This window comes from Helicobacter baculiformis (assembly GCF_900197685.1).
GTDB lineage: Bacteria > Campylobacterota > Campylobacteria > Campylobacterales > Helicobacteraceae > Helicobacter > Helicobacter baculiformis.
Genome location: NZ_FZMF01000012.1, coordinates 1 through 25,248, shown reverse-complemented (window position 1 = coordinate 25,248; position 25,248 = coordinate 1). Strand labels below are relative to the sequence as shown.

The window sequence follows — 25,248 nt, the reverse complement described above, 5'->3', positions numbered from 1 at the left end:
CATTAGCGATCCAAGCGCAATTCTACTTCTTTACTGGGGCGCGATTCAAGTCCTTCACTATCGACACTCACTACTTGATAGCGGTATTTTCTCCCATTTTCCATATTTTTATCCACAAATTGTGTACCTAAAATAGCTCCATAGCGCAGGGGTTTGGAGCGGGCATTGTTTTCAAAGCGATAGATCGCGTAATTCTTCACACGCGCGTCTTTGATTGCTTCCCAAGCGATGATAGCGCGCCCATCTTCAATGGTACCCTTCGTGATGATAGGTGTGGGTGGGCGAGGTAAGGTAGCGCCCTTAATGGCCCCCTGGGGCAATTCCCCCTCTATGCCATCCTTGTCTAGCGCGACCACTTTATAAAAACGATCCACGCCATCTGTATCTACATTATCCGTATAGCGCGTGTCCCTAACCTGAGCAATCTCTTTATACTTACCATCTAGGGTATCAGAGGCATAAACTTTATAACCTACAATATCTCTTTGGGTAGAGGGTTGCCACTTGAGAGCAATTTTGCGCGTTAAATCCGCACTCGCTTGCACATCAGACACCATAGAGGGAGGGTTTTTTGTCTTGCCCACCACCACCGCGCTAGGTAAAGATTTCGCCCCTTCAAAATTCTCAGCGATCACGCGGTAGCGATAAGCCTGCCCATCGCCTAATTTCTTGTCAAAATATTCGACAAAAAGGCGGTTTTTAACGACTCCAATATTAGCGAATTTTCCCTGATCATCTTCGCGCTGGATGATGTATTTAGCAATGCTGGGGTTAGGATGGGGAGTCCAAAAAATTTTGATTTCTCTAGGACTGGTCATGCTTGCAAAGACATTTTCCACGGGATTGATAAATGAGGTGCGAACACTAATAGTCTTAGACATGGTGGAGATTCCCCCATCTTTTCCCATTGTGGCGATTTGGTAGTAATATTGCCGCTGAGGTGTTAGCCCATCATCATAATAATGCGTGGCAAAGGGACTATGCACAACACCTATTCGCCTAAAGCTTCGATCAGCTTGCATGCGGTAGATCACAAAGCCCTCGATGCGTTCCGGGTGTGCGATGGGCTGCCATTCAAACCCCACGGATTGCACATCATTAATCGTCTTAATACCCTGTACAACAGGCAAGCTTGCATTCGTTCTATCTTCTTGGTGGTCGGCAAAAGATAGGGTGTTGTTCTTCCTAGAAGAAGCACAACTAGCCAATAAGAGCGCAGAAACGCCCAAGAAAATAATCTTCTTGCAAACACCCATGCCAATTAACCCCTTGGAAATGTGATTGGGCGCATTTTACCATGTCATCTGAAAGCTTGGCTTTAAACAAGAGTTTTTGCCCGGTTCTAGGGTGGGTCGCATAGAGCAAATAGGCATGCAACATCGTGCGCGGGGCGTGTAAATCCGGGACACCATAGAGTTTATCGCCCAAAATGCGCCGCCCTATGCTCTCTAGATGGGCGCGCACCTGATGGGTGCGCCCGCTATGCAAGCGCGCTCCAATGAGCTGGTGCGCCTTGCCATCTACAAGGGGGACAAAAAAAGTTTTTGCCAATTTGCCCCCTTTGAGCCTGAGCGCGTCCAAATTCGTCATTTTCAAGCGGTTTTTAGGGTGTCTGCCCAATCTGCACTCCACACACAAAGGGGTGTGCAAATGCCCTGCAATGAGCGCGATATAATAGCGCCCCATTTCCCTACTCTGTAACTGGGCGCTCAGATGGGCATGGCTGAAGTTATTCTTGGCAATCACTAACGCGCCACTGGTTTCTTTATCTAAGCGGTGCACAATCCCACAGCGTCCCGCCCCGCCCAAATCAGAAAGCGCATGCCCTCTTGCCTGCAAATATTCGACTAAAGTGGCTTCTTTGAGGCTGGGAGCGGGGTGCACCGCCAAATGTGCGGGTTTGTTCAGCACTAACAAATCCTCATCTTCATAAAGACATTCAATGTCTAAATTTGTCCAAATAGGGGGGGGAGTGGGGGGGCTCTTAGGGGGGAGAATCCGCACGCAATCCCCATGTTTTAAAAACACACCCCCTTTGGGGCACACTTGATCGTTGATCAACACTAAGCCCGCCTTGATATGTTGCAATGCCTGATTCTTTGCGATCCCTAAAACCTGCGCGACAAAGCTATCTGCGCGGGCGGTGGTTTGTGCGATCGCTTCTATCATGCTTGCTTTAAGTAACGCTCTAAGATCACACAAGCGCTCAGGCTGTCCAACACGCCATTTTTGCGTGCGCGTTGGCGTTGCATCAAGGGTAAATGAGCGGTGTGCTCTAAAGCCTGCTCACTGCTATTCTCCTCATCGACATACACCACAGGCGTAAAATTAACCAAACTCATAAAATGCAAGACACGCTTACGGGTGTCCTCATAACGCACATGGGGCAAGCCCACAAGCAATTTTTCAGGCTTTCTAGTCTTTAAAAGGGTTTGTAAGGCTTGGCTGGCTTGTTGGCGATTGGTGCGCACAATGGGCTCAAGGGGCAAGATCACACCCCCTACACACAACGCCAAACCAATGCGCTTCAAGCCCACATCACAGGCGATGAGAGAAGTACTCATGCCAACACCACACAGCCATTATGGCGCATGATCAAGCCCTGCAATTCGTATTCTACAAGCAAATCTCCATAACGGGCATAGGCTTGTTCGTAGGTGGGCGCGCTCTTGAAAAATTCTAGCAACGCGTCTTGAGGGGTGGATGGATTTAGGTGGTGATCGTGGGCAAGTTGGGCACAAAAGCGTTCTAAATCGTAAATGGCTTGGGCTTTGTTTGTTTGCAACAAGGCTTGTGTACCCAAACTCTCCCCCAAGCGGTGGGGTAGAACAAAGAGGGGTTTTTGATAGGCTAGGGCTAGTTTCGCGCTTGCCATCGACCCGCTGTGCAGATTGGCTTCAGGAATGATCACCAAATCGCTTAAAGCGATAATGAGGCGGTTGCGCTCCAAAAAAGAATGCCGATAGGGTAAGAAATTGCGCGCATATTCGCTCAAGATTAGTCCCTCTTGGGCTATTTTGCAAATGGTGGGCGCGTTAGTGGGAGGATAAATGCGATCCAAACTGCAGGGGGCGATCATAATCGTGTGGGGCAGGGCGTTTTTCTGTGCAATAATGTCCACCCCTAAAGCCCCTCCACTCACCACCACTCCCCCCAATTTGGCGATCGCTTTGGCGAGCATCGCGCTGCTGTGTTGGGTGTATTGGCTAGGGCTTCTACTCCCTACAATGGCGACTTTTAAGGGGGCGTTGAGCCGCTCTAACCTGCCCGTATAATATAAATCTCGCGGGGGGTGCTTGAGAGCGCCCAAGCAGAGAGGCAGAGCGTCTAATTTATGGTAATTAAAATGGCTTAGAGAGGGCATTGCGGATTAGAGCCGTGTTCGAGCACAATCTCCACTTCTAAAGTGTCTATATTGTGATTTGAATTGGTGCGTACATCGATTTTAGTGGTGTGGGTGTATTTTTGCACCACCGCTAGAATTTCTTTTTTCATGTCCTCAATATAGGGTAAGCGCATGCTCCGCTCATAGGAGAGCACCAATTTTAGGCGATCCTTAGCCACGCGCGCGCTATTTTGCCCCTTAAACCACTTATCCAGCAAGACACTCATGCCAACCAACCCTTTAAGACCCCTACTAATCCCCTTTTAGCTTTAAATTCCCCAAATTCCACCTCTTGACCCAAAAGGCGTTGGGTGATGCGTTGGAAAGCTAGCGCGCTCGGGCTTTTGGTGTAGATAATGGGTTCGCCGGTGTTGGTGGCTGAAATGATTTTATCATCTTCGGGTACAAGCCCAATCAAGGGCAGGGCTAAGATCTTGAGCACATCCTCATTAGAGAGCATTTCTTGTTTTTCCACAAGGTCGGGTTTGATGCGATTGATCACGATGTGCTTGATCATCTCCCGCCCCTCTTTGACTTTTTGGCTTTTGGCATCGATGATCCCAATGACGCGATCGCTATCGCGTACACTGCTCACCTCCGGGGTAACCACCACAATGGCGCGATCGGCAAAGAGCACGGCGTGCTCAAATCCGCTTTCAATGCCCGCAGGCGAGTCGATGAGTACATATTCAAACTGGGCTTTGAGCGTTTCAATCAAAGCCTGTACTTTGGCTTTATCTAAAATATTCTTGTCTTTACTCTGTGAAGCGGGCAGAAAATAAAGGTCTTTAGTGCGCTTGTCATTGATCAAGGCTTGGGGCAGTTTACAATTGCCCTCCATCACATCGACCACATCGTAAACAATCCGATTTTCTAAGCCCAAAATCATGTCCAAATTGCGCAAGCCAATATCAAAATCGATCGCCACGACTTTCTTTTGTTGCATCGCCAGCCCGATAGCCAAATTCGCCGTTGTGGTACTTTTGCCCACGCCTCCCTTACCTGATGTGATAGTGATAACCACAATCTCTCCTTATGCCTTGAATAAATGCGCGCGCAAATGCGCGCCTACTGCTTCTAAAAGCTGATCTTGCAGGGCTTTTCTGTGCGCGCGCATGGTGGGGTAATGCTCCGCGCTCTCTTGCATGAACGCGCGCGCAAAATCTCCATTCTCAATCTCTGCCAAGATCGCATGCATGCGCGCTTTGCTCTGTGCATCTACAACCCTCTCCCCACTCACCAACCCGCCATACTCTGCGGTGTTAGAGATGTGCTCTTGCATGCGCGCCAAACCCTTGCTATAGAGTAAATCCGCAATGAGCTTGATCTCATGCACGCACTCAAAATAAGCCAACTCCGCTGGATAACCCGCCTCCACCAACACTTCAAACGCCTTTTGCAACAAACTCACAAGCCCCCCACACAACACCACCTGCTCGCCAAACAAATCGCTACAAGCTTCATGCTTGAAGCTGGTCTCTAAAATCCCTAAGCGCCCCGATCCAATAGCACAGGCATAACTCAAAGCCAATTCTTTGGCATTGTGTTGGACATTGTCCTGGTGAATGGCGATGAGGGCAAATAGCCCGCTCCCTTGTTGGTAATTTTCTCTGAGCGCGTATCCAGGTCCTTTGGGCGCGACCAAGATCACCCCTACCCCCTCAGGGGGTTGGATGTGTTTGAAGTAGACACTAAAACCATGCGCAAAGAGTAAAGTTTGCCCAGGCTTTAAAAAGGGGGCTATCTCTTGGGTATACACCCGCGCATGGCTTTCATCAGGGAGCATGAAGGCTAAAACATCGCTAGCCTGCACACATTCAGCCACACTGCACACTTCAAAGCCCTCTTCTTTAGCTAGAGCAATGCTAGGGCTACCTGCATACAAGCCCACTAGGACATGCACCCCACTATCGCGCAAATTGAGCGCATGCGCGCGCCCCTGCGCCCCATACCCTAAGACTGCCACGCACTTAGAGGTGATCAAACTTACTTTGCTATCCTTGTCCGTATAGATGGGCAAGAATCCCGCACCTCTAGACATACGCTCCCTTTTTGACTATAATTTGCCATTGTAGAGCAAGGTAACTTAAATCTTGTATAGGGGGTAGGATGCGCCAAGATTTGCAGGTGCGCCAGGAGCTAGAGTTTCTCCACAATATGGTTGTGTCAATCTTAGAAGAATTTAGCCCCGCCACTACGCATCATTTTTTGCGTTTAAAAGCACTTTTTGAACATAACACTCCTGAGCATGAGGTAGAGATCGCAACTGCCTTACGAGAAATTGCCCCCTCTGCGCAAATCTTAGAGGTGATTAAGGCGTTTTCGCTTTACAATATCCTCATTAACATTGTAGAGGAACGCTATAAAAACCAGCAGCCTTCTTTGCTCGATCAGGCTTATCAAAGCCTTCTAGAACAAGGCTTTGAATCGCATACTCTAGATCGCATGCTCGAACATATCCAATTTTACCCCGTTTTCACCGCCCACCCCACCGAATCGATGCGGCGCACCTTTTTAGAGGCGACACAGGAAATTTATGCCGATCTCTGCCTCATCTTTGATCATTCTTGCAACCAAGCCACAGCCGCGCGCGCCAAGGAGCATTTGGCTTACCGCTTGCGCTTGCTGTGGAAAAGCCACCTGATCCGCCAAGAACGCCTAGAGGTCCTCTTTGAGCTAGACAATCTGCTCTATATCCTAGAGCACTCTATTTTACCCAGCGCGCAAGAACTCTTGGGCGTGATTCAACAAACTCTCAAAATTCCCCTCAAACAGAGTACTTTGCAGTTGGGTAGCTGGATCGGGGGGGATCGCGATGGCAACCCCTTTGTGAGCAATACGCTCATGCATCAAGTGGTGGTGATTCAGCATGAATTTATTCTCAAGGCGTACCTAAAGCACACCGCTAAATTGCAACGCGAACTCTCCCTAGCAAGCGATTTTTGTTCTGTCTCTAGGGCATTGCAAGAGGACTTGCGCGCCCATTTTGCACGACTTGATCCCACCAGCGCGCGTCTGCATGCCAAAGAACCCTTCAGGGCAAAACTCGTGCTCATGGAACAAAAACTTAAAAACCGCCTCATTGCCCTGAACGCGCCCCTAAAAGTGGATTTTGCCTACCAAGACCCTCAAGAACTCTTGGCTGATATTGATCTCTTGTTAGAAAATTTAGAACCCAGCCTTGCCCAACCCTTGCTAGACTTTAGGCATTTGGTGCTCTTAGCAGGCTTTCATTTGTTGCGCTTGGATTTTAGAGAACACCGCGATGTTTTTCTCTACGCCATTAGCGAAGTGTTTTGCCACTTGGGACTGGCCACTAGCGATTTTTACGCCCTAGAAGAGAGTGCTAAGTTGGAGATCTTAAACCACGCTCTAGCCCAACCCCCCACACCTTTAAGCTCCTTAGAGCTCAGTCCTGAATGCAAACGCCTCTTAGAAGCCTTTAACCACATCGTGTGGGCTAAGCACAAAGTCGGCGCGCCCATCTTTCATTCCATCATCATCTCTATGACCACGCAGGCAAGCGATTTGCTCAGCGTGCTATGGTTGGCTAAACAGCATGCTCTAACCCATGGTCATCCCTTTCAAATTTACATCACCCCTCTTTTTGAAACCATTCATGACCTACAGCACGCCCAAACTATCATGCGCACACTCAGCCAGAACCCCCACTACCGCGCCTATTTAGAGAGTATGCATTGGCAACAAGAAATCATGGTGGGGTATTCAGATAGCAGCAAGGATGGGGGAATTTTTGCGAGCAACTACAATTTGCACGGGGCGATCAGCGCGTTGATGGATTTGGGCAAAGAGTTAGGGATTGGCTTTATACTATTTCATGGCAGGGGGGGGAGTGTGAGTCGGGGCGGGGGGAATTTGCAGCATGCCCTCTTGAACGCCCCTTTACACAGCGTGAATCGTGTCTTAAAGCTCACAGAACAGGGGGAAACCATCAGCTCCAAGTATCTCAACCCCTCTAGCGCGCTGAGCAATTTTTCCAATATTACAGGTGCACTTTTAACTAAAGTTATTTTAGATCGCCATTGTCCTCTAAAAGCGATACCCTCAGAAGCGATGCAGATTATCTCAGAAGTTTCTTGTGAAATTTATCGCGATCTGATTTACGCCACTCCCGATTTTTTAGACTATTTCAAGCATGCTACTCCTATTGCTTTTATCCAGGAGCTCAATTTGGGCTCGCGCCCTTCTAAACGCAAAGAGAGTACACGTATTGAAGATTTACGCGCTATTCCATGGGTTTTTGCATGGACACAAAACCGCAGCATATTACCCGCGTGGTATGGGGTGGGAAGTGGGCTTGAGAGTGTGGGAGATTTGGAGAAATTGCGCGATCTGTATTGTCAAGATGGATTTTTTAAGGTGGTGTTGGACAACATTGCTCAAGTACTCTTAAAAGTAGATTTACAAATCGCCCACCAGTACCACCATTTTGCCACGCACAGCCCTAGCGCGTCGCGTATTTGGGTGCGCATAGAAGAAGAATTTAGCAAAACCATGCGCATGGTGTTAGCCGTGCGTACTGAAACGCACTTGTTAGAAAAGGATAGTGATGTACGCGAGGGTATTCTCTTTAGGACTCCCTATATCAATGCGCTTAATTGTCTACAAATCGCTCTCATCAGCGAGTTTAACACAGCTCACTCTATAGAACGCCAAGCTCAGCTAAAGACCTATATCCACAGCACGATTATAGGCATCGCTCAGGGCATGCGCAATACGGGTTAGTTTCTATGTTTAGATTTTTGCTAGGGATTTGCTTGTTTTTCCTGCCTTTACGCGCTCTAGTGGTGCAACTGATTGAAGACTTGGACCTGAACAAGCGTATAGGTTATTTCACGGCCCAGGTGGTGCTCAAAAACACCCCTCAGAAGCATTTGAGGGTAAGAGGGCATTATTATATCCAATACCAAAGGCTATTCTTTAACACCCTGAGTGTGCAAAAAATCCCCAGTGTTAAAGGTGCTAAACTCCCTAAACCCACCCCTCTTCCCTCACTCAAAGCCTCCCAAGAACTAGGTACACTCAAGCTTAAAAAAATTGCTAAGGGTACACGCATTCATTTTAAAGAAAGCGATCCTAAGAAGATGGCAACATTGCTCGGGGTGAATTATGCGGACTACATCGCCTACAAGCCCGAGTCTGAGAGACTTGTCATGACAGGGGCGCAAGGGGCAGGTGGTGTAGCTACCCCTCAAGCTTTGGGCGTACACTCTAAGAGTCAGGAACCACAAAGCGCACAGAGACATTTTTCCAGTCTCAACAGCGCAGGCATGCATTCTTTGAGCCCACGATCTAGCCGTGCACGCTCTTATGCAAGACGCACTAGAAGTGCCAGCTCTAAAAGGTCGCGTAGCACGCGTAGCACTTCTAGATCGCGCACCACACGCTCTAGCCGTAGTGCTAGTGCCTCTCTGCGTACGCCAAGCACACAGACACAAAGCAATCTAAATCCCCAAGTTATCTCGGATGAAGGGATTGAGCGCCCGTCTACTCAACCCATCCACGCCAACAACACCCCCCAAACACCCCCACAGGCTAGCTTTAGCCTCCCGCAAAGCGCCCCCTCAGTGTCTAATTTTTTGCCCCTACCGATTCCAGAGAATTTAAGCCTGCCTCCCACTTACTCCCCACTTCCTAGCAATCTCCAAACTCCCCCTGTATTGCGCTCAGAAAAGGCATCTATATCCCCTGCTGAGGTGTCTAGTGCCCCTACACAATCCTCACTCGCCACTTCAACACAGACCCTAGAACCCAAAACGACCCTTCCTAAACAGGATACCCCAGAAGCTTCTAAAACTCTTACACCTCTAGAATCGCCTCCCTTATCAGAAAAACTTCCCGCACAAGATTCCCTCGTACAAGGAGCGGGCATGGGCGCGTATCAAGAGGTTGCCTGTGGCAATTGGACCTATGACGATACCAAATTGCAGGCTTATCGCCCCACCATTATTAAAAGTTTGGACAAAGCCAGCGGGCAGTATTTGGATTTGAGTCCATGCAATTTTGATCACGACCAAAGCAGTGGCAAGAGTGGCAAGATCACCCTAGCTTACACCCAATTACCCGATAAAATAGAAACTCTAGGTCCGACTAAGACTTTGCACACCTTTAAAATCTCCAAAGCTAATTACGCTCAAAAGCTCTGCTACAAGGCCAAAACGCGCCAATGTCTGCACATCGAGCCCAACACCAACCAAGTATGGACAAGCACCTATTCCACCACCACCATTAAAACCACTCAAACCTACCAACGCCCGCCCCAAGTAGGCGCGTCTGCGCCCACCTATTATGTGCGCGAGATCACAGACACCAAAGCCGATCGCCAAACTAGCATACAGGATAATGGGCTCAATTTGAGCGCGGATTTTATGAAATTTGTAGAGGTGTATGAGGGGCAGTATTTGGACGATACGATCAAAAATTCACCAACTTATACGGAGTGGAAAACGCACTTTGTACGCCCTCATCAGGGCACATGCGCCAAGTATGAAATTGAAGAACTCATCAAAGACAAGCGCGTGCGTCCCAGTATCCACAACACCCGCATTGTGTGTGTTGAAAGTGGGGATTATGTACTAGAAAGCGAAACTAGACTTTAAAACGACTGGCAAAAAAGAGGGCACACAACACACCCACACTCAAACCAGCAAGGAGTGCGCCAATGGTATGAGCATTGTAATAAATCCGTGCGCCCATTGTCAAAAACGCTAGAGGCAAAAAGATCAGCCACACTCGACCATAACGGCGCACCAAAAAAGCTAAAGCACAAGCGATCATAGAGGAATGCCCGCTAGGCATGTTTTTAGAGCTTCCACTAGGACGTTCTCCTAAACGTCTACCAAAGATCGCCACATCATTAAGTCCCCATTTGAGCGCGTGTGTGGCAATAGTAGTCGCAATGCTCACATGCACAATTTGAATCAAGCCCACCACATCTCTTTTTAGCAAAGGCAACGCTAAAGAAGCAATAGTAGGCACAAAGCGGACATAGTGTTCTGTAGCGCTGAAGATTAGAGGGATTTGAGGTTGTTTAGCAATCTTTGGAAAAGGAGTGATCGCCCCCACCACAAAAAGCAAGATAAAGAAAATAATGCTTTTAAAAGGTAGGCTTTCGGGCAGGCTTTTAGCATAGAGTGTTTTTAATTTAGTGGTGTTCATAAGCTTTAAATATATCTAAATCAGAGCTATATGCGTTACTGGTCCCCTGCATGCCAAATGCTCCCAAAATGCTAGAAAAAACCATTTCTTGAGAATATTGATCTTGGAGAGGTTTAAATGCATGTGCTTTTTTAAAGAGATCGTTAGCATAGACAATAAAAGGAATCTCTTTTTGAAAACTAGGGGCTAGCAGAAAAGGTGCACCATGCAAATACATACCATACTCGCCTAGACTTTCCCCATGGTCGCTCATGTACAATAATAACGCTTGGCGTTGAGTATGCTGCAGGGTGTTTATCATGGTGTCTAGCACCAAATCATTGTAAGCGATGGTGTTGTCATAAGCATTAACCAAACTCTTTAAATCACAAGTATTGGGCTCACTGTGTGTGCAGATAGGCTTAAAAGGGGTAAAATCGCGAGGTATCTTATCCACATACAAAGGACCATGCGAGCCTTTGAGGTGCAGAACGATCAATAAATTATCGTTAGGGTAACGCGCTATTAAAAAGGGTAGAGCGTGCGCTAGAGCCATATCAAAATTGAGCACCTTAGCCTCTACACCTTTAGATTTGAGCCATTTTTGCCATGTATCTTTACTAGGTTGCCAATCAATACTCATGGGAGGTTCGGCACTATTAAGACTAAGCCACACTACCTTAACACCCTGTCGATGCAGAAAAGAGGGGAGATTTTCATAACCCTTTTGGCTCGTGAGCATGCAAGTGAGAGCAGCGGTGGTGTAAGTGGCGCAAGAGGTGGCTTTAAGTGCCAAAATTTCATAGCGATTCAAGCGATCTTGCAATTTAGGAGTGGTGGCTCTAGTATATCCATAAATGCCATAATTAGCCCGCCGTGCGCTCTCGCCAATAGCCAAAACTATAACTGCTTTATCAGATCTAGGATGCACATTATCTAAGAGTTTAGGGGGATTTTGATGCCATGAAGCCAAGAGAACGCGGAGTGCGTTCACGCTATAGCTATAAGGGAGACTTAAGCCCCCAATGTATTTAGCATGGTGGTCAAAGAAAAGCCATTGTTTGGCATGGGTGAATCCCCAAATAGCAAATAGACAAACAGAGCTAACAAACAACCAAACCTTTGCTCTAAATGCACCTTTTTGAATGGGAAGAATATAAAAAAAAGCTCCCACACCTAAGCCTCCAAGTGTGTAGACCCATAAACTTCCTCCCAGCAACTCGCCCGCTTCATTGATATTAGTGTGTAGCACATTGCCCAACATGTTCTTAGTTAGAAACACATGATAGGTGTGAATGTAATAAAAAGCAATGGCGTTACACAGACTAAAAAGCGCCATCATTGCTTGCATGCACCGATTGCCCAACATGGAGAAGATAATAAAAACAATATTTGTCGTGCAAATGTAGGCAATGCCCACACTTAGCACAAGTCCAAATCCGCCCTGATGATCCAAAATATAGTGCAATAAAGGTGCATGGAATAAAATGAGAGAAATCACGCTATAGGCTGTCAAAGCCATAGCAAAAGAGAGAGGCTTAGTAAAAAACTTACGAACCATCTATCTCAAGAATTATTTAGAAAACTTACTTGCCCACATAAACTTGACGAGGGCGCGTAATGCGTGCTTGGGTGTTTTTGACATGCTCTAAAAGTTGTGCACACCAACCCACCGTGCGCCCGATGACAAACACAGGCGTAAAAAAGCGGGTAGGAATCTTCAGGGCAGTTAGAATTGTGCCTGAATAAAAATCCACATTGGGATAAAGATTACGCGCAATAAAATATTCATCTTTGAGCGCCACTTCCTCTACCTTGGCGGCAATCTCATCAAGTCGTGGATTCATTTTGATCCCTTTAGTCTGTAAGTTGTCCTTGATTTGTTTAAGAATACGCGCTCTAGGATCGTAGCTTTTGTATACTCTGTGTCCAAAGCCCATGAGCTTAAAGGAGTCGTTTTTATCTTTTACACGTGCGATGTACTTGTCCACATTTTTAACATCGCCAATTTCTTCCATTTGCAACAAGACCTTCTCATTTGCACCCCCATGCAAATGTCCCCAAAGCGCGCTGATACCCGCACTGATGGCTGCATAGGGATGCACGCCTGTAGAGGCAACATTGCGCACGGTAGTAGCCGAAGCATTCTGTTCGTGATCGGCATGCAAAGTCAAGATCTTATCAAAGGCTTCTACTTCTAGGGGATTGATTTCTATGGTTCCATGCAGTCCCTGCTTGAGTCGTCCATGCGGATAGCCACGCAACATGAAAAGAATATTCTCAATGTAGCTTCTAGTAACATCAGGGTAAATAATAGGTGCACCGATCTCATTGCGGTAGCAAATTGCAGCTAGAGTGGGCATTTTAGCGATAATGCGCCTAGCCATCGTTTGGTAGTCTTCTTCATTTTTCATTTTTCCATGATCGGAATAGAAAGTAGAGAGAATCGAAACCCCACTACTGAGTTTAGCCATAGGATGAGCATGTGTGGGGAAAGCTGCGAACATGTTATGCAAAGTTTCATGGATAAAACTACGATGACGCAATTCTAATTCAAATGCCAAAGACTCATCAGCATTTTGCGGTAATGCATCTGTGAGCAAGAGTTTGCACACATCGCTATATTTGTATTTGGCAACAAGCTCTTCTAGAGGGTAGCCTTTGTAGTAAAGCTCGCCTTTTTGCCCATCAATATAGCTAATGGTAGATTTACATCCGGCCGTAGAAGCATAGCCCGGATCGTAAGAGAGAAGTCCTGTACGCTCATAGAGTTTAGAAAAATCGATAGCCTGACCCCCTCGGGTGCAGGTGATGGTGTCAAACTTGAATTGCTCTTGTGTCGTATCGTTGATCAGCGTGATGGACATGAATTTTTCCTTTCATAATTTAGCTTAAATTATACCCGCCGAAAGATTAAACCAAAGCCCAGCACTAAAGTGTTTTGGCAATTTCTAGGTATTTTTGGAGCACCTCAGAGCAAAGTTCCTTGATAGCTTGGCTGAGATTCTCAAAGTTATCATCTAGGTAGGCTACAAAAGCTTTGCCCATCAGTCCAGTGACTGAACCTGCTAAAGTCGCGTTGATCATCCCTCCTGTGAGACTTCCCACTCCTGGAATCAATTTTAACAGGCTTCCTGCTGTTGCGCGTGCAATTAAACCTGTGCCCAGCACGCCTACAAAGGTAGTTACTAAAGTCTTAGCATTTTCTTCAGAAACCTCTAGATCATAAATCTTGCTAATGTGAATGATCATCGCAATTTGTGTGGGCAATAGCAAAGCAAAGTCAGAGAAGGGAATGGGGGTTGCCCCAATAGTCGCTGCTGCAGTGGTGTAGCCTAAAATGGCATTATGCGCGTCGTCTTTGCGCCTTTGGCGCAACTCCTCTTTAGCCTTTTTTTGCATTTCTGAATCGTATTGTTGTTTTCTTTCAAGGGCAAGTTTTTGTGCCTCATTCAGGAGATTACGCGATTTATTAATAAGCTCTTTGATACCTCTGATCTTCTTGATATCACCTTCATCATCTTCAATCTCTAGGGCTCTAACACGCTCAAAATGCGCCTCTTCCACTTGAAATTTAGAGCGTACCACCTCTGAAAACCTTTCCCCTTTATCATCTTTATCCTGCTGAGCCTTGGTAATCACTAGGATAGTTGGAATTCCATGCGCCTTGAGCATTTTATAAAGTTCTTCCTCACCCTCTTGTATCCGTCGCCCGGATTCTTGGATACACAGCCAAGCGATGTGGATTTGCTCATCAAGCATCGCCCCTCTCTTGGTGTCTAAGAAATTTTGAATCTGAGCTTTGGTGTTGGTAAAGTCTTTCATCTCAAGCCCCTTAGTATCATAGATACTCAAATCTTCTTTGGTATAGCGCTCAATTTCTTGGGTTACCGGTTCTCCCTGTCCTGTGGGGGCAACCTCTTCTCCAAAAACAGCATTGATCAGTGTGCTTTTGCCTACACCCGTTCCCCCAGCCACTAAGATATTGAGATTGTAGCTTGTAACTGGACTCTTGCCTATAAACTCTTGAGCTTTTTTAAAGCCCTTAGACATGAGTTCCTCTAGATTTAACACAACTTCAGATTTAGTAGCCATAAGCGCCCTTTCTTTCCTGCTTTATGGTAGCCTAACCAAAAATTTTAAACCCCTTATGCTACAATGCCATAAAATTCTTAAAGGAGCTTCTATGTCATATAACCCCAAATATTTATCTTTACCCACAGAGGGGGAGACTATCAGTCTCAAAGATGGTAAGTTGCATGTGCCCAATAACCCGATTATTCCTTTCATTGAAGGCGATGGGATTGGTGTGGATATTACCCCCGTGATGCGCAAAGTAGTCGATGCGAGCGTACAAAAGGCTTATAAGGGCACTAAAAAAATCGCATGGTATGAAGTCTTTGTAGGCGAAAAGTGTTATAACAAATTCAAAGATAAAGAGGGTTTAAGTCTAGAAGAACAATGGCTACTTCCCGATACTATCGACGCGCTCAACCACTTTAAAGTCTCTATCAAGGGACCCCTAACTACTCCCGTAGGCGAAGGCTTCAGGTCGCTCAATGTCGCTCTGCGCCAAAAGATGGACCTCTATGTATGCTTGCGCCCTGTGCGCTGGTATTCCAGTCCTAGCCCTGTCAAAGATCCAGGTAAAGTAGATATGGTAATCTTTAGAGAAAATAGCGAAGATATTTATGCCGGCATTGAGTTTAACCAAGATACACAGGAAGCCAAAAAGCTTATTAAATTTCTGCAAGAAGAGCTTAAGGTTACTAAAATCCGCTTCCCTAATACAAGTAGTATTGGGGTTAAACCCATCAGTTTAGAGGGCACAGAGAGGCTTGTGCGCAAGGCGATCGAATACACCATTGATAACGATCGTGATAGCTTAACCTTTGTGCATAAGGGTAACATCATGAAGTACACCGAAGGGGCATTTATGAAATGGGGTTATGCCCTAGCACAAAGAGAATTTGGCGCTAAATTACTCGATAAAGGTCCATGGTGCACTCTTAAAAATCCCAAAACGGGTAAGGAGATTGTGATTAAAGACATGATTGCGGATGCCTTTCTGCAACAAATCCTACTACGCCCAGCCGAGTACGATGTGATTGCGACCATGAATTTGAATGGGGATTATATTTCCGATGCGTTGGCAGCAATGGTAGGTGGGATTGGGATCGCTCCGGGGGCGAATATGAACGATAGTGTCGCGCTCTTTGAAGCCACTCATGGCACTGCACCAAAGTATGCTGGGCAGAATAAAGTTAATCCGGGCTCTATTATTCTGAGTGCAGAAATGATGTTACGCCACATTGGCTGGGTGGAAGCAGCCGATTTAATTGTGCAAGCTATGCAAAAAGCCATTGAAAGCAAAAAAGTAACTTATGATTTCGCCCGCTTGATGGAGGGTGCAACAGAGGTTTCTAGCTCTGAGTTTGGTGAGGTAGTCATTGCACATTTGTAAGGAGAATTAGGGTATACAGCAAGAACAAAGGGGGCATTGGGTGCACCTTTCTTTAAAAGCGTTGTCGGGGTGCGCACCATGTGCGTTGAAATTGCCAAACGATCCAAAGGGGCTTTCAAACATTAAAAGCTTCCGTTTGCACCTTAATCCTGAATCCTTACAATCACAAATCAACATAGAGTTTAAAACTTCGTCTCACACATTGATAGAACCTGTGTAGAATATGATGGGAATTATAAAAAAAGAGATGGCGAGAAATTTCATATAGATAAAATCGATGACGAAAGATCAAAATGGGATTAAGTAGATTGGGCAGACTGATTGGGATTATATTGCTTTTGGCTAATTTAGCTTGGGGGGTAGAGTGTGGCAATGATGACGTTGATCTTAAAGATCAACTAGAAAGTTTCGTGGAACGGATCATCGCACAAAGAAAGACCGATATTGATTCAAGCAGTCAAACCAAGACAGCTTATGTGTTTACGGAAAATAAAGCCCATGTCGGCAGTACACTTTATTGTGGCTTGATAGCGCGTTTTTTTGGAGCGAGCATGGAAGGTTCTAAAAGTGTTGTGAGTTTGCGTGCCATGTGCTTTAATCTTTATAAGAAATCCAAAGAAGACTCTGGAGGATTTAAAGGATTTTGTCTGGCTTTAAACCCTAAATCCATCCAATCACAAATCATTATGGAGTTTGAACAGAACACGTTTAACTTGCATATCAACGAATCTTATTTAGAATGTGGTCATAAGCGTTTCAACCATGAAATCTTAATCTTTAAGCCAATTCAAGATCGCTTGAGGTCCGGCTATGTTTTACAAGAGTATAGTCGCGAAAGCGATGCAGGTCTTGATCCTTTTTATCGCCAACAAAGAGACGGCAAAACTATTTTGATGGATGAAATGGATTTTGATGTGTTGCAAGATTTGCAACAACACTGTTATGAGAAAAAGTATTGTAAAGAGGGGGGTGATTAAAATGGCGTTACGCGGAGTGTGCGCTATTTTAGGGTTTTTATGTGTTTTGGCTAATTTTTGCTGGGGCGGTGCATGTGGCACTAGTCAAGCCGCCGCCCTAAGAGCGCAAGCGCAGCAGTTTATAGATTTAAGCGACCCCGAGCAGGTGGCTTATGTGTTGGATGTGTATAAAGCAGATGTCGATGATACTCTGTATTGTGGTTTTGTGGCGCGTCTTTTTGACACGAGGGCGGACGAGTCAGCCGTGAATGTCCGCGCCATGTGCTTTAGATTAACCAAGACATCTAAAAAAGGCTCTCATGTATTTAAGGGTTTTTGCTTGGACCTGTACCCCTCATCTACCCGTTCACAAATTGGCATGGAGTTCAGAAAAAACGCGTTCGTTTTGCACATTAATGAATATTATGTTGAGTGCGACCACGAACATTACGATGGAAGAACTTTAACTTTTGAGCTGGTTAGAAATCACAATCGCTATATTTTGCAAACATATAGCCGCGATAACGATGATGGTTCCGATCCATTTTATCGTCAAAAAAGAGATGGTAAGAGGATCTTTATGGATCAAATTAATGGTAGCGTTCTAGAGAATTTGGAGAATCACTGCTATAAGAAGCACTATTGTCAAACATGGGAGGAGAAAAATGGGATTGAGTGAGATAGTTATGCTACCAATTAACATTAGAACGACCTAAACAGGTTTTACACTTATGGTGGGTATAATATTATATTTTAATCATTGATTAACACTATAGACTTTCTTAAGCAGAGGAGGAATTTTGCATCACGATCGCATGCGGGATGAAATACGAATCCCCCAACCCACCACCCAATTTTCTGAATCTTTTAAAGATGTGTGTGCGCAATATCGCTTGTCCCAACCAGTCTTCCTTAAACTATGAACGTCGCACTGGAAAGTACGGAAGCCCTTTTATTAGGCATTGTTGGCTTTGTTACAGGGATTACAGCTGGGTTTTTTGGTATTGGTGGGGGTGAAATTGTTGTGCCCGCAGCGATTTTTGCAGGCTTTAGCTACAGCCATGCCGTGGGAATTTCTTTATCTCAAATGCTTTTTTCTTCTCTTGTGGGATCGTTCATTAACTATAAAAAGGGGTTACTGGACTTAAAAGAAGGAATTTTTGCAGCAGGTGGGGGGCTGATAGGGGCAATTTTAGGAAGTTTTTTACTAAAAATGATAGATGATCGGGTGCTCATGGGCGTGTTTGTAGTGGTGGTATGCTACACTTTTTTTAAATATGCCTTTGGGCACAAGGATCAAGACTATCAAAGTGCCCACTTTCGCATGCATGCGAGCAGAGATCCTTTAAAAATTCCCATTGTACATTGGCATTTGAGCAAAACTCATATCATCTTAACGCTAGCGGGTCTGATCACAGGTATTTTTTCTATCCCTCTTGGTATGGGTGGGGGGATTTTGATGGTGCCTTTCTTGGGCTATTTTTTAAAATACGACACCCACAAGATTGTGCCGCTAGGGTTGTTTTTTGTGATCTTTTCTTCCCTTTCGGGGGTGATTTCTTTGTACCGCTCAGGCGTACTAAACGATCATGCCCTGCAAGCTGGATCGATCACGGGGTTGGGCGCGCTTGCAGGGGTAGGCTTAGGAATCAAGCTTATTTTGCTAGCTAATGAGAGAATCCATAAAATCCTCTTGCTTGGTATTTATGCTCTAAGCATTCTAGCTACCCTCTACAAACTCATAGAAACATTAGCGTAATGCGTATTTTTGTGATCCATCTCTGCCAAGCCACTTGCGCGCAATATGACTTGCATGAGCGCAACATTAACCTCCTTTTAGAGAGTTTGCATGCCCAAGATAAACACGAGATAGAAGTTTTTGAAGCAATCTATGCCAAGAGTGAGAAGGGGTTACACCCCCTAGTGCGCGCCCATGCGCAAAGTTACTTTATAAATCCCCATATAGGACTCCATAAAAATTATCGAGCATGGTTAGAGGCATGTTACTATGCAATCAAATTCAGAGGGAAGATGATGAGCTTAGGGGAGTTGGGTTGTTATGCCAGTCATTATACCTTGTGGCAACGTTGCGTAGCGTTGCAAGAACCTATTTGTGTGCTTGAAGATGACATAATGCTACAATCCCATTTTTTTGAGAGTTTGGCGCATTTGCAGGAGCATATAGAAACTTTGGGTTGGGTACGTCTCATGCATTTATTTAGTTATCTAAAAATCCCTACAACGATCTCTAAGGTGCAAGAAATCCGAGAGAACACATGTGGGAGTGGCACACAGGGTTATTGTATCACCCCCAAAGTGGCTTCTATTTTCTTAGAAGTGAGCAAAAACAAATGGGTTATGCCTGTAGATTGGGTGATGGAAAATCACTATTTACATGGGGTGAGAAATTTTGTTATCGAGCCTTTCATGATCGCAGAGGAACAAAATTTGAGCACGCAGGGTAATGTTATCAGAGAAGAATACAAATGTGCGCGCTCTTTATCTTGGCTCAGAGAGTTAAACCGTTTCTATGTCCAACTTCACAAGTAACTTTTTAGAACTTCAAGAAGCCTTGTTAAAGTGGTATGCCCGGCATGGGCGCAGGGATATGCCCATTCGCCACCTAAGCGGCCCCCATGCTCCCTATCAGATTTATATTTCAGAAATCATGTCGCAACAAACCCAAATTAGCGTGGTGCTGGAACGTTATTTTAATCCCTTCTTACAAGCTTTTCCGACCTTATCTGCTTTGGCTAGCGCACCCCTAGATCGTGTGCTATGTCTGTGGAGGGGTTTAGGTTATTATGCGCGGGCTAGAAATCTACACAAAAGCGCGCAAATCTGTTGTGATACATATGGTGGGCAATTGCCTAGAAATTACGCCCAGTTGCGGGCTTTGCCCGGTGTAGGAGCTTATAGCGCACGGGCAATTTTATGCTTTGGATTTGGGCAGGCTGTGGGCGTGGTTGACGCTAATGTTGCTAGGGTGTTGTTGCGTCTATTTGCTATTTCTCCCACCCAACCCAAACTAGCTTCTATTTTGCAAGAGCATGCCGATATGTTTGTTAACCTTCTAAACCCTTTTGATCATAACCAAGCACTTATAGATTTGGGCGCGCTCGTTTGTACCAAAGAACCTCGATGCCACACCTGTCCCTTGAATTTTGCCTGTCAGGGTAAAAGTATGCTAGAGAAATTTAGTGCACGCAAGAAAGTCCCCAGCATCCCCCTGAATCTGCATTGTGGCGTGTGCTTAAAGGATTCCAAACTCTATTTAAGTCGTGCCACAGAGGGACTATATGCCCATCTATATCAATTTCCTCTTTTAAAAAACCAAGAATTAGTAACTCTACCCTTGCTAGGAAGTGTAAAACACAGCTACACCAAATACCGCGTACAAGCCATGCTCTATCACGCCAATCTGACAGATTTGCAACAGGAGGGACTAGAGGTGATCGCGCTGGATGACTTAGAAAATACCCCTATGAGCGCCTTAAGCATGAAGCTCTTAAATCTATACCGGCGCGTACACCCCCACACCACACAATATACACAACTATATTCCTAGCGTTCAATAGGGACGCATGCAAATGTGCTAACATACGGATTTTATTATGAGCACAACAGGTAATCTATGAAACAAGTTTTTTTTACTCACGATCAAATTTGCCTTTATCAAGCCAGTGCGCTTAACGCCAATCTTCTGTCCCCAGAGTGCCTAGATTGTATCATCACCTCCCCGCCCTATAATGTGGGCATCGATTATAATATTAATGCGGATAATCAAGGCTACCAAGAGTATTTAGATTTTAATGCTATTTGGCTTGAGAATGCCTACCAATGGGCTAAAACAAGCGCACGACTGTGCTTAAATATCCCTCTAGATAAAAACAAAGGTGGGCAGCAGAGTGTGGGCGCGGACCTCATCACTCTAGCTAAAAAGATCGGTTGGTGTTATCACAGTTCCATTGTGTGGAATGAGGGCAATATCTCTAAACGCACAGCGTGGGGGAGTTGGTTAAGCGCGTCCGCTCCCTATGTAATAGCTCCCGTTGAACTCATTGTCATCTTGTATAAACAAGTGTGGAAAAAGCAGAATAGAGGGGTAAGCGACATCTCTAAAGAGGAGTTTATGAGCTGGACTAATGGGCTGTGGAGTTTCAATGGAGAATCTAAAAAACGCATTGGTCACCCCGCGCCCTTCCCTAGGGAATTGCCTCGCCGTTGCATCAAACTCTTTTCTTTTGTGGGAGACACCATTTGCGATCCCTTTAGCGGGAGCGGGACAACCATGCTTGAAGCGCATTTAAACCAGCGCGCCTTTATTGGCATTGAACTAGACCCAACTTATTGTATGCTTTCTAAAACGCGGTTTTTAAAGATTCTGGAGGCGCAAAATGAGCATTAGTCAACAAGATTTAATCATAGAGTTTTTCAAGACGAATCCCCATCGAGATATCGCACATCCAGAAGTGGTAGATTGGGTGGTGAGAGAATATAAAGAGCGCACAGGCAAAGTCTTTAGGGATCCAGATAGAGGCATTCGTTCCTTGCACCAAAAGGGACAATTAATCAAGGTCTCTAAGGGAGTTTACCGCTATGAGCCCAATTTTGTATCACGCCAAGATTTGGAGGATTTTGGACCGGCCTTAAAAAAACAAATCTTAGAGAGAGACGGGTATCAATGTGTTATCTGTGGAGCAGGGAAAAAAGAAGGGGTGGAACTGCATGTGGATCACATTAAGCCTAAAGATTTAGGGGGTAAGGCGTGTTTAGAAAATGGGCAAACCCTATGCGCAAGGCATAACTTTTTAAAAAAGAATTTGAAACAAACAGAGACGGGTAAAAAGATGTTTAGACGCATGCTGGAAAGCGCACAAAAGGCGCAGGAGGCAGAACTCGTTGCGTTTTTAGAAGAAATCTTAAGTGTCTATGAAAAACACGGCATCAACGGACACATTGTATGGAAGAAAATCTAAAACTTGCTTTATGCCTCTCTAGTTCCACAGCTTGGGCATTTGCTCCAACACCATTTTGAATTTTAAGCAAACTATTAGGTAAAACACATTAGGTTTTTGTATCTAACTTAAAAGAACCTAAAATGAAAGTCGCGGTTTTGATGAGCGGGGGGGTGGATAGCTCCTATAGCGCATATTTATTGCAACAAGCTGGGCATGAATTGCTAGGACTCTACCTCAAATTGCACGCCAAAGAAGAAAAGCATGCGGTGTATATCCGCAACTGCCAAGAGGTGGCAAAGTTTTTAAATATCCCCTTTGAAGTGGTGGATTTGCAAGCGGAGTTCAAGCAGGGCGTTTATGACGCGTTTGTACACGCTTACGCGCAAGGGCAAACCCCCAACCCCTGCGCGCTATGCAACCCCTTGATGAAATTTGGGCTAGGCTTGGAATTTGCCCTAGATCAAGGCTGTGAAAAGATCGCCACCGGGCATTATGCCCGCTTAGAAGAAGTCAATGGGGTGTTGCGCATTAAAGAGGCAAGGGATAGCAGTAAGGATCAAAGCTATTTTCTCTACGCCCTGCCCCAAAAAGCCATTGACCGCCTGCTCTTCCCCTTAGGGGATTTGCTCAAAAGCCAGATCAAACCCCTAGCCCTAGAAAAAATGCCCTTTTTGGGGAGCTTGCAAACCTATAAAGAATCCCAAGAAATTTGTTTTGTGGACACCAATTACATGGACACACTCAAAAAGCATGTACAAGTGGATCAAGAGGGCTTGGTGCGCAATCTCAAGGGGGAGGTGGTGGGCACACACAAGGGCTATATGCACTACACCATTGGCAAACGCAAGGGCTTTTCTATCAAGGGCGCGCATGAGCCCCATTTTGTGGTGGGCATTGACGCGTCTAAGAATGAGATCATTGTGGGGCAAAAGGAAGCCCTTGCGATCTCCACCCTAGAGGCGCAAAATAAATCCCTGCCTGCCAATTTCAAAGAGGGCGCGTACTTGGTCAAGGTGCGCTATAGGAGCACCCCCACTAGCGCGCACATCAGTTTAGAAAAAGACACCATCCGCGCGCGCTTTGAAACCCCTGTTTATGGCGTGGCACCAGGGCAGGCGTTGGTGATCTACGATCAAGATCGCGTGCTAGGCGGGGGCGTGATCACCAAGAGCACTTCTTAAAACTTCCAGTGAAAGTTGACATGATAGGGTCCTGCGCTAGAGGCGCTCACATGGCTGCCCATTTGGGGCAACTCAATTTTGACATGCTTTTGGCACTTGCTTACAAAGTCTTCATACTGCCCTAAGTGCATGGAGTGAGCTTCGTAAGTTGTGATATTTTTTAGGGTGGGAGTCACCTTGCCCGAAACAAGCACATCCAAGATAGTGTCAAATAAACTCGCCTGTTTGGGGGGCGCACCCTTCAAAGCAACCGAAGGCAAACGATAAAAGCCAACATGAACCCCGGAACCCGAACCCTCCAACACATAAGCGTCAGCGCAACCCGAAAGAGCCAGCATAAAAGTTAATGGCTTAACGACCCCATTTTGGAACCTCCCAACATAGTCTAATTCATCAGACTCTAGATTTCTGGACTCTAGCACAAAAAGCTTAATTGTATCCTAGTTAAAACAGTCTCTTGGCATTTATAACAACTTCCCAGCCAAGAAAACTTTTTAAGACCCACGGCTAGAAATGTCATGGTATTTGTTAAAGATTGTCCTGCAGTGTCCAAAGAAAAATAAAGAAAGATACCTTATTCTTAGGCATTTATCAAAGATACGCAATACTTCTCTTTCTAAAATGGGGTGTTTAGGCCAATATATAGAGTTTTTGGATCGTGGCGATTAGGGTCTTTTTATGGGGGTCTAGGATCTCTAGCTAGTATTGGAAGGCTTTTGTGTTCTTGGTGGAGCTCGCGCTATTTCTCCAGACGCGCCGCTAGCTGGGGGAGCTTGAAGCTCATTAAAGTCTTGCCACTGCCAGAAATGTGCCACACATAGCCCCCCATTTTTTGGTCTGTCGTAGTTTTTTTGGTGGTGGGTGATACGATCGTAAAGCACAAAGTCCTCTAAATCCTCGATGTGATCATTGTACACATCATCCAAAAGCTGGTAAATTCAAAGGAATTTTATTTTGATTGCCCCTTTGGTGCTACTATTATATTTTGTATGCGCACCATTGCTGATCGCAAAGATTTGCACAAAGCCAAATAAACTCTCTTGATGCCCTAAACTCTCCTTTTGGTAGCGCTGGATTTGCTCAAAAGCTTCTTTAATCCTTACACTTCTTTTTTCAACTCAATATGCAATATGCGCAAAAGCAACCCATTGACCAAAATACTCGCATCGTAGCGGTTCTTGCTATCAGAGGTTTTGTATTGATAGATCGCCTGCAAAAAATTGTTATGCATACGCTCTTTGTCCAAAAACTTGATATTTTTACTCTCCCCATTGGCAAACTTGAAATGTCGCACATGATCGCGTTGGAGGATGTGACTTTTATTCATGTGTTTTGTGTTAATCGGGTTGCTTTGTTGATAGAAACGCTCCCATTCGGAGTCGCTAAAACAAAGATTGTTGAGCTTTTCTAGCTGGATTTTTAAATTGGATTTAAGACTTTGGGCATTAGATAAATGGATATGGACGATTAAAGAAAAAGGTTAATGCAACGGCTCAGACAATTACAAGCGCTTGTGGATACAAAGACCGATGCCACATAAGATGCCTTGAATAGGGAGAAGATGGGGTGCCATAAGCAAATCATGAATTCAACTTCAATAACTTTAACTCCTCAACCTTCAAACTTAACTCAAGCTACCACTATGTCGAATACTCTAAATCAGCAACTTACGACGCCACCAACTATTAAAGAATTCAATACGCAACCAAACACACAGCATTAAGCATCACATCCCAACAAATTACCCGACAAGACCTCCTAGAAATCCAAGTCATCACCCAATCGCAACCCACAATCCCCACACTATCTCTAAAGAAGTATGTTACCTTTCATAACGATGTGAACTCTATCTCTCTAGGTAAACTAGGTGCACTAGAAACTAATTTGCTCTTTGCAATTTTTAATAATCTCAAAGATAAACAAGATGAGTTCTTGGTGTTTGAAGAAGGATATTAAAGCAATAATAGGGGCTAACTATCAATATCAGTAATCTCTATAAGATCGTTAAGAATCTTTGGGAAAACATCAGAGCAGCTAACTTTTGGATTCTTTATCCCCGCACCAAAGAGAACATCATGCCTCTTTGACTATGGGGATATAAGCAAACCGCGCGCTAAACCCCCTGAGTTGCATATATAGCCCC

Annotated in this window: 24 protein-coding genes and 1 pseudogene; 11 read left to right on the top strand and 14 right to left on the bottom strand. The window is 45.3% G+C overall.

Annotation, left to right across the window (positions count from 1 at the left end; translation table 11 throughout):
* Positions 1-2 precede the first annotated feature (2 nt).
* From C6G87_RS02220 to ilvC, 7 genes are read right to left on the bottom strand one after another with little or no spacing between them, the layout of a single operon-like run.
* Positions 3-1,256, bottom strand: a complete 1,254-nt coding sequence (locus tag C6G87_RS02220) for a fibronectin type III domain-containing protein (protein WP_104751915.1) — start codon at positions 1,254-1,256, stop codon at positions 3-5.
* Positions 1,201-2,169 carry an RluA family pseudouridine synthase gene (locus C6G87_RS02215; protein WP_104751914.1) on the bottom strand — a complete coding sequence of 323 codons (969 nt, stop codon included), beginning with the start codon at positions 2,167-2,169 and terminating at the stop codon, positions 1,201-1,203. Before C6G87_RS02215 ends, C6G87_RS02220 begins: the two co-directional genes overlap by 56 nt.
* Positions 2,166-2,564: a Holliday junction resolvase RuvX gene (ruvX, locus tag C6G87_RS02210; RefSeq protein ID WP_104751913.1), complete on the bottom strand. Its 399-nt coding sequence runs from the start codon at positions 2,562-2,564 to the stop codon at positions 2,166-2,168. The genes C6G87_RS02215 and ruvX overlap by 4 nt, the downstream gene beginning before the upstream one ends.
* On the bottom strand, positions 2,561-3,364 hold the full coding sequence (dprA, locus tag C6G87_RS02205) for a DNA-processing protein DprA (protein WP_104751912.1): 804 nt from the start codon (positions 3,362-3,364) through the stop codon (positions 2,561-2,563). The genes ruvX and dprA overlap by 4 nt, the downstream gene beginning before the upstream one ends.
* Entirely contained in the window at positions 3,352-3,612 is a 261-nt protein-coding gene (gene minE / locus C6G87_RS02200; RefSeq protein WP_104751911.1) for a cell division topological specificity factor MinE, read from the bottom strand. Before minE ends, dprA begins: the two co-directional genes overlap by 13 nt.
* Positions 3,609-4,409 (bottom strand): septum site-determining protein MinD, encoded by an 801-nt coding sequence (gene minD / locus C6G87_RS02195; protein ID WP_104751910.1) that lies wholly within the window; start codon positions 4,407-4,409, stop codon positions 3,609-3,611. Before minD ends, minE begins: the two co-directional genes overlap by 4 nt.
* A gap of 9 nt (positions 4,410-4,418) precedes the next feature.
* Entirely contained in the window at positions 4,419-5,426 is a 1,008-nt protein-coding gene (gene ilvC, locus C6G87_RS02190) for a ketol-acid reductoisomerase (RefSeq protein ID WP_104751909.1), read from the bottom strand.
* A 68-nt stretch (positions 5,427-5,494) separates the two neighbouring features.
* Here ilvC and C6G87_RS02185 point away from each other — a divergent pair, with 68 nt between their 5' ends.
* Both C6G87_RS02185 and C6G87_RS02180 read left to right on the top strand, forming a co-directional pair.
* Positions 5,495-8,131: a phosphoenolpyruvate carboxylase gene (locus tag C6G87_RS02185; RefSeq protein ID WP_104751908.1), complete on the top strand. Its 2,637-nt coding sequence runs from the start codon at positions 5,495-5,497 to the stop codon at positions 8,129-8,131.
* Between the two features lie 32 nt (positions 8,132-8,163).
* Complete coding sequence (locus C6G87_RS02180) at positions 8,164-10,005, top strand: hypothetical protein (protein ID WP_233708961.1); 1,842 nt, start codon at positions 8,164-8,166, stop codon at positions 10,003-10,005.
* Here the strand turns inward: C6G87_RS02180 and lpxE are convergent.
* From lpxE to C6G87_RS02160, 4 genes are all read right to left on the bottom strand, one after another.
* Positions 9,995-10,564 (bottom strand): lipid A 1-phosphatase LpxE, encoded by a 570-nt coding sequence (lpxE, locus tag C6G87_RS02175; RefSeq protein WP_104751906.1) that lies wholly within the window; start codon positions 10,562-10,564, stop codon positions 9,995-9,997. The two genes, C6G87_RS02180 and lpxE, sit on opposite strands and share 11 nt — an antisense overlap.
* The gene (locus C6G87_RS02170) at positions 10,551-12,065 is read right to left on the bottom strand and encodes a sulfatase-like hydrolase/transferase (protein ID WP_104751938.1); all 1,515 of its coding nucleotides are present in this window, start codon (positions 12,063-12,065) and stop codon (positions 10,551-10,553) included. Before C6G87_RS02170 ends, lpxE begins: the two co-directional genes overlap by 14 nt.
* A gap of 64 nt (positions 12,066-12,129) precedes the next feature.
* On the bottom strand, positions 12,130-13,410 hold the full coding sequence (locus tag C6G87_RS02165; RefSeq protein WP_104751905.1) for a citrate synthase: 1,281 nt from the start codon (positions 13,408-13,410) through the stop codon (positions 12,130-12,132).
* Positions 13,411-13,474: 64 nt separating this feature from the next.
* The gene (locus C6G87_RS02160) at positions 13,475-14,638 is read right to left on the bottom strand and encodes a YcjF family protein (RefSeq protein ID WP_104751904.1); all 1,164 of its coding nucleotides are present in this window, start codon (positions 14,636-14,638) and stop codon (positions 13,475-13,477) included.
* Positions 14,639-14,729: 91 nt separating this feature from the next.
* Here C6G87_RS02160 and icd point away from each other — a divergent pair, with 91 nt between their 5' ends.
* The 9 genes from icd to mnmA all read left to right on the top strand — a co-directional run bounded on the left by icd (position 14,730) and on the right by mnmA (position 23,105).
* Positions 14,730-16,007 (top strand): isocitrate dehydrogenase (NADP(+)), encoded by a 1,278-nt coding sequence (gene icd, locus C6G87_RS02155; RefSeq protein ID WP_104751903.1) that lies wholly within the window; start codon positions 14,730-14,732, stop codon positions 16,005-16,007.
* A gap of 293 nt (positions 16,008-16,300) precedes the next feature.
* A complete protein-coding gene (locus C6G87_RS02150; RefSeq protein ID WP_104751902.1) occupies positions 16,301-16,984 on the top strand; it encodes a hypothetical protein in 684 nt (227 codons plus the stop codon).
* Between the two features lies 1 nt (position 16,985).
* Entirely contained in the window at positions 16,986-17,642 is a 657-nt protein-coding gene (locus tag C6G87_RS02145) for a hypothetical protein (RefSeq protein ID WP_382262708.1), read from the top strand.
* Positions 17,643-17,882: 240 nt separating this feature from the next.
* A complete protein-coding gene (locus C6G87_RS02140) occupies positions 17,883-18,722 on the top strand; it encodes a sulfite exporter TauE/SafE family protein (RefSeq protein ID WP_104751900.1) in 840 nt (279 codons plus the stop codon).
* A complete protein-coding gene (locus C6G87_RS02135) occupies positions 18,722-19,513 on the top strand; it encodes a glycosyltransferase family 25 protein (protein WP_104751899.1) in 792 nt (263 codons plus the stop codon). Before C6G87_RS02140 ends, C6G87_RS02135 begins: the two co-directional genes overlap by 1 nt.
* Positions 19,494-20,531 (top strand): A/G-specific adenine glycosylase, encoded by a 1,038-nt coding sequence (locus C6G87_RS02130; RefSeq protein ID WP_199767604.1) that lies wholly within the window; start codon positions 19,494-19,496, stop codon positions 20,529-20,531. Before C6G87_RS02135 ends, C6G87_RS02130 begins: the two co-directional genes overlap by 20 nt.
* A 66-nt stretch (positions 20,532-20,597) precedes the next feature.
* Complete coding sequence (locus C6G87_RS02125; RefSeq protein WP_104751898.1) at positions 20,598-21,371, top strand: DNA-methyltransferase; 774 nt, start codon at positions 20,598-20,600, stop codon at positions 21,369-21,371.
* Entirely contained in the window at positions 21,361-21,942 is a 582-nt protein-coding gene (locus C6G87_RS02120; RefSeq protein WP_104751897.1) for an HNH endonuclease, read from the top strand. Before C6G87_RS02125 ends, C6G87_RS02120 begins: the two co-directional genes overlap by 11 nt.
* A 122-nt stretch (positions 21,943-22,064) precedes the next feature.
* Entirely contained in the window at positions 22,065-23,105 is a 1,041-nt protein-coding gene (mnmA, locus tag C6G87_RS02115) for a tRNA 2-thiouridine(34) synthase MnmA (protein WP_104751896.1), read from the top strand.
* Here mnmA and C6G87_RS02110 read toward each other — a convergent pair.
* The 3 genes and pseudogenes from C6G87_RS02110 to C6G87_RS08695 all read right to left on the bottom strand — a co-directional run bounded on the left by C6G87_RS02110 (position 23,102) and on the right by C6G87_RS08695 (position 24,522).
* The gene (locus C6G87_RS02110) at positions 23,102-23,443 is read right to left on the bottom strand and encodes a hypothetical protein (protein ID WP_104751895.1); all 342 of its coding nucleotides are present in this window, start codon (positions 23,441-23,443) and stop codon (positions 23,102-23,104) included. The genes mnmA and C6G87_RS02110 overlap by 4 nt on opposite strands.
* 357 nt (positions 23,444-23,800) lie before the next feature.
* Complete coding sequence (locus C6G87_RS09135) at positions 23,801-24,022, bottom strand: hypothetical protein (RefSeq protein ID WP_104751894.1); 222 nt, start codon at positions 24,020-24,022, stop codon at positions 23,801-23,803.
* Between the two features lie 21 nt (positions 24,023-24,043).
* Positions 24,044-24,522 (bottom strand): annotated as a pseudogene (locus tag C6G87_RS08695) (type I restriction endonuclease).
* Positions 24,523-25,248 lie beyond the last annotated feature (726 nt).